The 11571-nt window shown below is 59.0% G+C and carries 9 protein-coding genes; 4 read left to right on the forward strand and 5 right to left on the reverse strand.

The genetic code is table 11. From position 1 onward, the window contains the following. Window positions 1-72 precede the first annotated feature (72 nt). The 4 genes from ugpB to R6X40_RS03155 form a co-directional block, all read right to left on the reverse strand. The gene (ugpB, locus tag R6X40_RS03140; RefSeq protein ID WP_318410870.1) at window positions 73-1377 is read right to left on the reverse strand and encodes a sn-glycerol-3-phosphate ABC transporter substrate-binding protein UgpB; all 1305 of its coding nucleotides are present in this window, start codon (window positions 1375-1377) and stop codon (window positions 73-75) included. A 232-nt stretch (window positions 1378-1609) separates the two neighbouring features. Beyond that, complete coding sequence (locus R6X40_RS03145; protein WP_318410871.1) at window positions 1610-3256, reverse strand: thiamine pyrophosphate-binding protein; 1647 nt, start codon at window positions 3254-3256, stop codon at window positions 1610-1612. A gap of 34 nt (window positions 3257-3290) precedes the next feature. Beyond that, the gene (locus tag R6X40_RS03150) at window positions 3291-4241 is read right to left on the reverse strand and encodes a DMT family transporter (RefSeq protein WP_318410872.1); all 951 of its coding nucleotides are present in this window, start codon (window positions 4239-4241) and stop codon (window positions 3291-3293) included. A 12-nt stretch (window positions 4242-4253) separates the two neighbouring features. Then, a complete protein-coding gene (locus tag R6X40_RS03155) occupies window positions 4254-5189 on the reverse strand; it encodes an alpha/beta hydrolase (protein WP_318410873.1) in 936 nt (311 codons plus the stop codon). A gap of 193 nt (window positions 5190-5382) precedes the next feature. Here R6X40_RS03155 and R6X40_RS03160 point away from each other — a divergent pair, with 193 nt between their 5' ends. The 4 genes from R6X40_RS03160 to metF all read left to right on the forward strand — a co-directional run bounded on the left by R6X40_RS03160 (window position 5383) and on the right by metF (window position 10036). Next, complete coding sequence (locus R6X40_RS03160; protein WP_412178309.1) at window positions 5383-6150, forward strand: ribonuclease T2 family protein; 768 nt, start codon at window positions 5383-5385, stop codon at window positions 6148-6150. A gap of 92 nt (window positions 6151-6242) precedes the next feature. Continuing rightward, window positions 6243-7892: an energy-dependent translational throttle protein EttA gene (gene ettA / locus R6X40_RS03165; RefSeq protein ID WP_318410874.1), complete on the forward strand. Its 1650-nt coding sequence runs from the start codon at window positions 6243-6245 to the stop codon at window positions 7890-7892. Window positions 7893-8079: 187 nt separating this feature from the next. Beyond that, window positions 8080-9108, forward strand: coding sequence for a metalloregulator ArsR/SmtB family transcription factor (locus tag R6X40_RS03170; protein WP_318410875.1), 1029 nt, complete (start codon window positions 8080-8082; stop codon window positions 9106-9108). A 1-nt stretch (window position 9109) separates the two neighbouring features. After that, complete coding sequence (gene metF / locus R6X40_RS03175; RefSeq protein WP_318410877.1) at window positions 9110-10036, forward strand: methylenetetrahydrofolate reductase [NAD(P)H]; 927 nt, start codon at window positions 9110-9112, stop codon at window positions 10034-10036. Window positions 10037-10564: 528 nt separating this feature from the next. Here metF and R6X40_RS03180 read toward each other — a convergent pair. Continuing rightward, window positions 10565-11500, reverse strand: coding sequence for a DMT family transporter (locus tag R6X40_RS03180; protein ID WP_318410879.1), 936 nt, complete (start codon window positions 11498-11500; stop codon window positions 10565-10567). Window positions 11501-11571: the final 71 nt, after the last annotated feature.

Here is an 11571-nt window from a genome sequence, read left to right on the forward strand (position 1 = left end):
CGGCATCAAGACAGATCACGAGACGGCATCAGCCGCTCGCAAACGGGTGCGAGCGGCTGATTGCCTGCCGGCTTAGTTGCCGACAGCTTCGGTGATTGCTGCGTTGCCGCGTTCGACGGCCTTGTCGAGTGCAGCCTTGGCATCCTGCTTGCCGGCCAGCATCGATTCGAATTCCTCGTTCATGATGTCGCGAACCTGTGGCAGGTTGACGAGACGCACACCCTTTGAATTCTCGGTAGGCGCCTTGCCCATCATCTGCAGGATCGGTGTTTCGCGGCCGGGGTTCTTGTCATAGAATCCGGATTTCTTTGTCTCTTCGTAAGCCGCATTCGTCACAGGCATGTAGCCCGATACCTGATGCAGGCGGGCCTGGATCGCTGTCTGCGAGAGGAAGTTGAAGAATTGGGCGACGCCCTTGTATTCCTCGTCGCTCTTGCCGCCGAAAACCCAGAGGCTTGCACCGCCCGGAATTGTATTCTGCGGGCCATGTCCTTCGTAATAGGGGAGCTGGCCAATGCCGTATTTCACGCCGGATTTGATGATGTCGCCCAGGCCACCCGACGATTCGGTGAGGATTGCGCATTCGCCGGACATGAACAGCTGCTTGGCCTCGGAGGTGCGGCCGCCATAGCGGAAGGTGCCATCCTTGGCGAGATCCGCAATCGATTGGAAGTGCTGCACAAAGAGGGGGGAGTTGAACTCGAGCTTTACATCGTTGCCACCAAGGCCGTTTTCATGGGTGCCATAGGCAACATTGTTCCATGCCGCGAAGTTTTCGGTCTGGATCCAGGTCAGCCAGGTCGACGTAAACCCGCAAGAGGCGGCGCCACTCGTCTTGATCTTCTTGGCAGCCTCGAACACTTCAGGCCAGGTCTTCGGCGGGTTATCGGCGTCAAGGCCCGCTTTCTGGAAAATATCCTTGTTGTAGTAGAGGATCGGCGAGGATGAATTGTAGGGGAAGGAGAGCATCGTACCGTCGGGCTTCGAATAATAGGCTGCGATGCCCGCCAGATATTGCGATTTGTCGAAGGTGTAACCGCCCTTTTGCAACACGTCTGCCGCCGGAACAATAGCGCCTTCAGCGCCCATCATCACACCGCTACCCGCATCGAAAACCTGAATGATGGCTGGCGCCTGCTGCGAACGGAAGGCTGCAATGCCAGCGTTCAGCGTTTCGGGATAGGTGCCTTTAAAGACCGGAGTAATGGTGTAGTCGGCCTGGCTCTCGTTGAATTCCTTCGCCAGCTGATTGATGACTTCGTTGTTGGCGCCCGTCATCGCGTGCCACCACTGCAAATCTGTTGCCGCATAAGCACCTGCTGGCAGCGCAAGTGTGAGTGCAAACAGTGCGGTCGATGTGAAAAATGAACGTCTCATGTTTTTCTCCTCCCTGGTGGTAACAAACGGAATACGGTGTACTTTCCTCATGTTCCGCTGGCGATCCTCCTCGATCGTCAGCGGCACCCGCGGCATCCAAGCCTGCATAAAGAACCATGCAATGGTCCCGGATGCCACAGTGTTGTCACATAGAGATAGAAGCCGAAAGTGGTTTGTCCACCAAAAGGTGTTCGCTTTTCTCCAGTGTAACCATTTGATTGGTAATGCTTAATTAGCCGTTCCGGATTTGGCTCAACGTTCGCGTCGGAGTGATGGCTTCTGGGTCGAGCCTGATCTCGATGATCGACGGTTTGCCGCTCTGGCGGGCGCGCTCGAAGGCACCAGCGAACTCCTCCGTTTTTTCCACCAGTTCGCCATGTCCGCCATAGGCGCGGGCAAAGGCTGCGAAGTCCGGGTTGGTGAGGTCGGTACTGCTGACCCGGCCCGGATAGTCCCGCTCCTGATGCATGCGGATCGTGCCGTAGATGCCGTTGTTGATCACCAGCGTGATGATCGGCAGATTGTAGCGCACGGCGGTCGCAAATTCCTGCCCGTGCATCATGAAGCAGCCGTCCCCGGCAAAGCAGATCACTTCGCGTTCCGGAAACAGCTGTTTGGCGGCAACGGCAGCCGGCAGGCCGTAGCCCATCGAACCCGACGTCGGCGCTGCCTGCGTGTTGAACTGCTGGAACCGGTGGAAACGATGGAGCCAGGTGGCGTAGTTGCCGGCGCCGTTGGCAAAGATTGTATCCTTTGCCGTATTCGCTTCGATATAGCGCATGATCGGCCCCATCTGCACATCCCCGGGGCCGGTTTCCGGCGGGGTCGACCATGTAAGGTATGCCTGATGCATCCTTGCTGTCCGCTCAGACTGGCGACGTGGCTGCGCCGGTGTCAGAGCCTCAAGCGCGGCTGCGAAATCTGCGGGTGAAGCGGCGATTGCCAGATCAGGACGGTAGACCCGGCCGAGCTCGCCAGGATCGGGATAGACATGCACCAGCGTCTGCTGCGGGTAGGGGACTTCCAGCAGGGTATAGCCCGAAGACGGCATTTCGGAGAACCGGCCACCGATCATCAGAACCAGGTCTGCCTCGCGAATCTCCTTGGCCAGTGACGGGTTGATGCCGATGCCGACGTCTCCGGCATAATTCGGATGCAGATGATCAAACAGCATCTGGCGGCGGAAGGAGCAGCCGACAGGCAGATCGAAGCGTTCGGCGAAAGACTGGAATTGCCGGACCGCCTCTTCGCTCCAGCGCGTGCCGCCGAGAATGGCAATCGGCCGTTCCGACTTGGCAAGCAGGTCTTCCAGCGCCTTGAGTTGAGCCGGGCCGGGATGGCTTTCCACCGGCTGGTACGGCTTTGCGGAGACCGCCTCGGTCTTTTGTGTCAGCATATCTTCCGGCAGGGTCAGAACCACCGGGCCGGGGCGGCCGGATGTTGCGACCGCAAAGGCGCGGGTGACGAATTCCGGGATACGGGCGGGATCGTCGATCTCGCCGACCCATTTGGCAATTTCTGTGAAAGCGCGGCGATATTCGATTTCCTGAAAGGCTTCCCGTTCGCGCGCATCGCGCTGGACCTGGCCGATGAACAGGATCATCGGGATGGAATCCTGGCGGGCGATATGCAGGCCGGCGGAGGCGTTCATGGCGCCCGGGCCACGGGTCACCATGCAGATGCCGGGCTCACCGGTCAGCCGGCCCCAGGCGTCAGCCATCATGGCAGCCCCACCTTCCTGGCGGCAGACCAGGACCTCGATGTCAGTATCGTAGAGTGCGTCGAGCACGGCGAGATAGCTTTCCCCCGGTACACAGGACACCCGTCTGACGCCGTTAGCCTTCAGCGCCTCAACGATTAGTTCTCCGCCTGTCTTCATGTCTGCTCCTCCCAAAGCACGTCAATAAATCTTGTCAGATGGCCGGTGATACCGGCGCGATGCTTGCTGTCTTGTTCACCCGGCGCTCCCGCCAGATGATGTAAAGACCGGAACCGATAATGATCCCGATGCCCAGCCATTTCAGTGCGTCCGGCAGATGGCCGAACACCAGCCAGCCGAAGATCGTCGCCGAGACGATCTCCAGATATTGCAGCGGTGCCAGAACCGATGCCGGTGCTGCGCGATAGGCATAGACGCCAAGCACCCCGGATATGGTTGCGGTGACGCCGACGCCAAGCAGATAGAGGCCTGCGGTCATATCCGGCATGACCGGATCGAAAATCTCCGAGCCGGTGCCATCGCCGATATAGAGCAGGATACCGCAGAACAGCGCGCCCCAGACGCCGGCATGAAACTGCATCGACCACGGATCTTCGTTCTGCGCGACGAGGCGGGTCACCAGCAGGAAGATCGCAAGCCCGAAGGCGGAGACGATGGGCAGAAGCGCGATCCAGCCAACTTCCTGCATGCTCGGCTGGATGACCAGCAGGGCCCCGAAAAAACCGACCCCGCAGGCGGTGTAGCGCCGCCAGCCGATGGTTTCCTTGAGGAAGATGCTGCCGAGGATGGTCAGGATGATCGGTTCGACGAAGAAAATGGCGATGGCATCGGCGACCTCCATCGCCTTCAGCGTGGTGATGAAGGACAGCATGGTCACGACAAGCAGGCCGCCGCGCAGCATATGCAGCCCGGTCTTCTTCCAGGTGAGATCGAACAATGTGCCGCGGACGATGACGATCGGCAGGATGAAGATCATCTGCAGCACGAAACGCACAGCGGTGATTTCGGCCGATGGAATGGTGGTGATCGCAAGCTTTGCAAAGATATCGATCAGCGGCGAAATCAGCACCGCGATGACCATCAGGCTAAGGCCAAAGGAAACATCGTTGCTGCGTGTCGCCGGATTTGCGGAAATGTCTGCCATGCTAGTCTTTGCTCATCTCCGGTGTTCCACGACGGAAAGACACCATCCGGTAAAGTCCTGCATGGCGCTGTTGCGCTCAATTTCGTTCAGGGTTTCGTGGCGCATTGTGGGGTAAATCACTGTTGTTACTTGCTTCAGCCCCGCATTCTGCATGCGCTGCGCTAGCCATGAGATTTCCCGGCCGCCATTGGTGGCTGGGTCCTCGCCGCCGCCGACGAGGTGGATCGGCAGGTTTTGCGGCAGCCGGCTCAGCCGATCCTGCCGTGCGCCTGCGAAGGTCAACGCGAACAGGTCGATCCACATCGAAACGCTGGCATCGAAACCGCAGAGCGGGTCATCGATGTATTTTGCCACTTCTACCGGGTCGTGCGACAGCCAGTCATAGTCGGTCTTGCGGTTGGGGATCGATTTGGCCCAGGCGCCGAATGTCAGCTTCGACAGCAGCCCACTCGGCACATCGGAACCCTTCAGCATTTTCTCGATGGCAAGGATAGCTTGGGCTGCGCGCCCGGCAAGACCCGGATTGAAATTGGAATTCCAGACAGCCAGTCCGTCGTAAAGCTCGGGGTCTTCCTCCGCGGCATTCAGCGCAATCAGGCCGCCCATGGAATGACCGAACAGGATAACGGGAAGCCCGGGATGACTGCCAGCAGCCATGTTCCGCATTGTCCTGATGTCGGCAAGGACCTTGGCTGCCCCTTGCGATTGCGCATAACGGCCGAGTGGCGCATCGGCGGCTTTGGTTGCGCCGTGGCCGCGATGATCGTGCGCATAGACGTTGAAACCGGTGTTCGCCATGACTGCGGCGAAGCGGGCATAACGGGCGGAATGTTCGGCCAGTCCGTGGCTGACAATCAAGATGCCTTTTCCGGGGACGGCGGCAGGCCAGTGGCGCCAGGCAAGGATGGCTCCACTCGGGCTTTGCAACGTTTCGACCTTGGCGAACACCCGTTAGATCCTCCCAGGCGAACTTCCTGCGCTTGACCGCTATCAACTTGATTTAACAGCCGAAGGCAACCGGCGCTTGGTGCTTGTTTGGTATCAGGTCAGAAAAGAATCGCAGATGTAAGGATTCCAGGTTGCAATTTTCTCGTTTTGATTGCTAAATGATCATGTTGTGTTCTCTTTTGGGGAGGCTGGCATGCACAGAAATGTAAGGATCGTTTTTGCACCGCTTTTCTATCGCCTGAGCTTGTTTGTGCTTGCGATGATGTCTTCGCCTGCGGCATTCGCCGAGGAACAGGCCTCACTCGCGAAGGGCCGGACCGAATACATTCTTGCTGTGAGCTGGCAGCCCGGATTTTGCGAGACGCGGCCGAACCGCAAGGAGTGCGTCGGGCAGACCTCCGAGCGCCATGACGCAACCCATTTTTCCCTGCATGGCCTATGGCCGGTGAAGAAGAGTTACTGTGGTGTCGCTGCGGATATCAAGGCGCGCGATCGCAATGGCGACTGGCTGGATTTGCCAAAGCTGGCGATGGCGCAGGAGACGGCCGCCAAGCTGATGGTGGCGATGCCGGGAACGCAATCGGGGCTCGACCGGCACCAGTGGCTGCGCAGCGGCACGTGCCACGGCGGCACGGCGCAGGATTATTTTTCCGTGCAGCTGCGTCTTCTTGAGGAGATCAATAGCTCGGCGGTGCGTGCCTTGTTTTCAGGACGGATCGGGCGTGAGGTAACCGAAGGCGACGTCAAGCAGGCCTTTGACGAAAGTTTTGGCAAGGGATCGGGTGATCGCGTCAGGATGCGTTGCGAGAAAGCTGGCGCGCGCAGTGTCATCACCGGGCTGACGATCGGCCTGTCGGGTGATGTTTCCAGCAATGCCGGCCTTTCAACTCTGATCCTTGCGGCCGGCGATACCGATTTCAAATGCGCAAAAGGGACCGTCGATGCAGCCGGCATTCCGTGAATGGCGTTGCTAAAACCGGTTTCTTCATTGCTCCGCCGGGATAATTCGCCTACATAGCGGGCAAAATCCCATTCCGTCGGAGCAGTCTCTCTATGGCACGTCAATTCATTTATCATATGTCCGGGCTGAACAAGTCCTACGGCACCAAGAAGGTGCTGGAGAATGTCAATCTGTCGTTCTATCCGGACGCCAAGATCGGTATTCTCGGCCCGAACGGTGCCGGTAAGTCGACCGTCCTGCGCATCATGGCCGGCCTCGACACGGAATACACCGGCGAAGCCTGGGTTGCTCAGGGCGCTACCGTCGGGTACCTGGCGCAGGAACCGCAGCTCGATCCTACCAAGACGGCGATGGAAAACGTCATGGAGGGTGTGGCCGACAAGACCGCCATCCTCGAGCGTTACAACGAACTGATGATGAACTATTCCGACGAGACGGCGGAAGAGGGCTCGAAGCTCCAGGACATCATTGACGGCCAGAACCTGTGGGATCTGGAAAGCCAGGTCGAGATGGCGATGGAAGCTCTGCGCTGCCCGCCTGGCGATGCGGATGTGACCAGCCTTTCGGGTGGCGAGCGCCGCCGTCTGGCGCTCTGCAAGCTCTTGCTCTCCAAGCCGGACCTGCTGCTGCTCGACGAACCGACCAACCACCTGGACGCTGAAACCATCGGCTGGCTGGAAAACCATCTGCGCATGTATGCCGGCGCCGTGATGATGATCACCCACGATCGGTACTTCCTCGACAATGTCACGGGTTGGATCCTTGAGCTCGACCGCGGCCGCAGCATTCCTTACGAAGGCAACTACTCTGCCTACCTTTTGGCCAAGGCCAAGCGCATGCAGCAGGAAAATCGTGAAGACGCGTCCCGTCAGAAGGCGATCAGCCGCGAACAGGAATGGATCGCTTCCAGCCCGAAGGCCCGTCAGTCGAAGTCGAAAGCCCGCATCAAGGCCTATGACGAGCTGGTTGATGCCGCCGACAAGATGCGTCTTGGCGACGCGCAGATCATCATTCCGATCGGCGAGCGCCTCGGTCAAGTGGTTATCGAAGCCGAGAATATCACCAAGGGTTACGGCGACCGCGTGCTGATCGACGACCTGTCGATCAAGCTGCCACCCGGCGGTATTGTTGGCGTCATCGGTCCGAACGGCGCCGGCAAGACGACGCTGTTCCGGATGATCACTGGTCAGGAAAAGCCGGATAGCGGCACGTTCCGCGTCGGCGATTCCGTCAAGCTCGGTTATGTCGACCAGAGCCGCGATGCGCTCGATGGCAACAAGACGGTCTGGGAAGAAATTTCCGGCGGTGCCGAAGTCATCAAGCTCGGCAAGCTGGAGATGAATTCGCGCGCCTATTGCGGTGCCTTCAACTTCAAGGGCACCGACCAGCAGCAGAAGGTCGGCAACCTCTCCGGCGGTCAGCGCAACCGCGTTCACCTTGCCAAGATGCTCAAGGCCGGCGGCAACGTACTGCTGCTCGACGAACCGACCAACGACCTGGATACCGAAACGCTGGCGGCACTCGAAATCGCGCTGGAAAACTTTGCCGGCTGCGCTGTCATCATCAGCCACGATCGGATGTTCCTCGACCGGTTGGCCACGCACATCCTGGCCTTTGAAGGCGACAGCCATGTGGAATGGTTCGAAGGCAACTTCGAAGACTACGAAAAGGACAAGATCCGCCGCCTTGGCCCGGAATCGGTCAACCCGAGCCGCGTCAGCTACAAGCGCCTGACGCGCTAACAGGTCGGGTTTCATTGGCTGCGCCATCGTTCTGAAGCAGCCAATTGTTTCTCCAGCTAAAAACAGAAAAGGCGGTCCGCTCGGGCCGCCTTTTTCGTAATCTGATGCCTGTGGCCAATACACATTTCAACTTGCGAAAAGCCCGAAAATCATATAAACATATCTTTATGTGTTGATGAGGTGGGTGATGGCGCGAGAACATGGGCTGGGATTGGATGAGTTGGTCGATGTGCTGAAGGCGGCGGGCGAGCCGACGCGCATGCGTCTTCTGGCGCTTCTTGCTGCAGGCGACCTGACCGTCACCGATCTTACCGAAATTCTCGGTCAATCGCAGCCCCGGATTTCCCGCCATCTGAAGCTGCTCGCCGAAGTCGCGCTGATTGATCGCTATCAGGAAGGCGCTTGGGCCTATTTTCGGCTGAGAGGCGAGGGGGCAGGCGTTGCGCTGGTCCGTGACCTGCTTTCGGCCTCCGACATCGCCGACGCCGTTCTGACACGCGATGGAGAGCGGTTGGCCGCGTTGAAACAGGCGCGCTCCGAAAAGGCGCAGGACTATTTTAGCCGCAATGCCGCCGAATGGGACGAGTTGCGGCGCCTGCATGTCAGCGAAGCGGATGTCGAGGCCGCCTTGAAAGAGATTGTCGGTACGGAGCCGGTTGATGGCCTGCTTGATCTAGGAACGGGCACAGGCCGCATCCTCCAGCTTCTCGAAGGGCTCTATCGCCGTGGCGTCGGCGTCGATGCCAGCCGCGACATGCTGGCCGTGGCCCGCGCCAATCTTGATCGCGCCGGCATCACCAAGGCCTCGATCCGGCATGGCGATATCTTCAACCTGCCGCTCGACGGCCGCCAGTTCGATCTCGTCACCATCCATCAGGTCCTGCACTTTCTGCCGCAACCGCAGGCGGCGATTGCCGAAGCGGCCCGCATGCTTGTGCCCGGCGGCCGGCTGGCGATCATCGATCTTGCCCCGCATACGCTGGAATATCTGCGTGACGATCATGCGCATATGCGTCTCGGCTTTTCGCGCCAGACGATGGCCGACTGGCTGGAAAAGGCCGGGCTGACCGTCGAGGAAACGGTGGACCTGAGCCCGGATACCGACCGGGACCGGCAGCTGACGGTGACCATCTGGCTTGCCCGCGATCAGCGGCAGGCGGCGACAATCGATACACCCGAGGGCAAGCGCGCTCTCGCCTATGCCGGGAGGACATGACATGGCGATACACACCCTTTACCCGGCCGAACGCGGGAATCTGCGGCTTTCCTTCGAGTATTTTCCACCGAAGAGCGACGATATGGAGGCACAACTGTTTGACACGGTTGCCGCGCTCTCGGTGTTCGATCCGGCTTTCGTGACAGTGACCTATGGCGCTGGCGGTTCCACCAAGGCTCGCTCACTGACCGCCGTGCAGCGGATGATCAATGACGAGGGCTTTGCCAATACCGCGGCTCACCTGACCTGTGTCGGGGCAACGAAGGCGGAAGTCGATGCGGTCGTCGACGAGTTCATCAACAAGGGCGTGCGCCATTTCGTCGTTCTGCGCGGAGATCCACAGGGTGGTATCGGCGCGCGCTACGAGCCTTTTCCGGGTGGTTACGAGAATGCTGCGGCGCTGGTGGCGGCAATTCGGGCGAAGGGGGATTTCGAGATTTCGGTGTCCGCCTATCCGGAAAAGCACCCGGAAAGCCCGGATGTCGCTGCTGATATCGACACGCTGAAACGCAAGGTCGACAATGGTGCGACGCGCGCGCTCACCCAGTTCTTCTTCGATAACAATGATTTCGAACGCTATCTTGAGCGTGTCCGTCGGGCGGGTATCAACATTCCCGTTGTGCCGGGTATCATGCCGATCAACAATCTCGCCGGGATCACCAAGTTTGCCGGGCTCTGTGGGGCAAAGGTTCCGGAGGCGATCGTCACGCGGCTGATCCATCTGGACGAAAGCCCGGAGGAGCGCGTCAAGGAAGCCACCCATATCGCTGCCGAGCAGATCGTTGATCTGGCGCGGCGCGGCCTTCGCGATTTTCATCTCTATACGATGAACCGCTCGCCGCTGGTGGCGGCCGTGTGCGATCTGGTTGGCTTTGAGCGGATGGCTCCGGCTGCGGCTCAGTCGCGCTCGGCGGGGGCTGCTGCCTGAGAAAGGTTCGCGCTGTATCGTCACAACAGAAAAGCCCTTGAGACCGGAAGGTTTCAAGGGCTTTTTATCTTTGGCAGCTTCAGGTTTGCGGTCTTTTCTAGAGCGCCTTGCCTGGCTGGATCTTTCTGCAATGGATTGCGGTCTTAAAGTCCCTTTGTATCGACTGGACTGTTTGCTGGTGCTTTCAGATAAAAAGCATGGTTGCAACGAATACGAACGCTGCACTTAACATGAGGACATTCAATGAATGCGTCATTCCCATAACCGGCCCTCCTTGCGTTGACTGCCGAAAGATAGGGGGAAAATGTCACGCGTGAAAGGAAAAGTTATGCTGCGTTGCGGCATGCGAAGCGTCGATGAAGCTTATTCACAGGGTTAAATTAATGATTTAATGAGGTTTTTCCCGATGACACAATTTTTTCACAATGTCTTCACACTGGTTAATGTAACGCAGTGAAATGCGCTGTGAGTGGCCGATTGGACACATTTCATGCGCCTGGGCCTCCCATATGATTCCATCGTTGGTATTCACGTGCGGCGGCTTGGCATTAGCCGGCCGTCAAGCACCACCAAGCCGGCCGCGATCAAAAGCATGCCGGCAATGTCGGTCGTCTCCAGCGTTTCCCCGAGGAACAGGAAGCCCAGGAAAATGGCGCTCGGCGGTACCAGGAGGGTGACCAGCGACGTGTTGGTGGCGCCGGCGCGGCTCATGATGCGGAAGAACAGGATATAGCCATAAGCGGTCGACAGAAGCGCCAGTGCCAGGATCGCCAATACGGAGGTCATCGGCGGAAATGCCAGTTGCCAGGGCTGATCGACGACCAGCGAGAGCGGCAGCATGATCAGCGTCGATGCGGTGAGCTGTCCCGCAGCGGTGACGGGTGCAGCCAGTCCGCGGAAGCGTTTTCCGTAAGTTGCAGCGAACCCGTAGCTGATCGCGGCGACTACAGGAAAGAGCAGGGCCCAGAGTGGAATGCTGTTGCCCGCCTGTGTGAGCCCGGGCAGGGCGCTGGGGCCAATCAGTACCGCCGTACCGGTAAGACCGAGCAGGCAGCCGAAGATCTTGGCAAGGCTCAGCTTCTCATCCTGCGTCAGCGCATTGGCAATCAGAACTGTCCAGACCGGCGTGGTCGCATTGAGGATGGCTGCGAGACCCGCGCCGATCTGCGTCTGACCGAGAAAGATGAACGTGTGCGGGATGGCATTGTTGATCAGGCCCAGCAGCAGGAACTGCGGCCAGCGGGCCTTGAGTTCACGATAGATGTCGTAGCGGCCGAAAATGTAGATATGCAGAGCCAATGCGGCCAGCGCGACGCGCAACAGAACAAGGGTAAACGCCGGTACATGTTGGATTGCGATGCGTGCGAAGAAGAACGAGCCGCCCCAGATAAGCCCGAGTAGAGCCAGAAGCCCCCAGGTGGCAAGCGTCATGCGGTTCTGCAAACCGTCCGTTTTCGCATGCATGTGACTTGACCTTCCCCTGCCTCATTCGGAACATACCGAGCGTTAAGGCGTAAGGTGGGATTTATCCACCC

Origin of the sequence: Rhizobium sp. PL01 (assembly GCF_033447125.1) — a bacterium.
In the GTDB taxonomy this organism is placed as follows: domain Bacteria; phylum Pseudomonadota; class Alphaproteobacteria; order Rhizobiales; family Rhizobiaceae; genus Pararhizobium.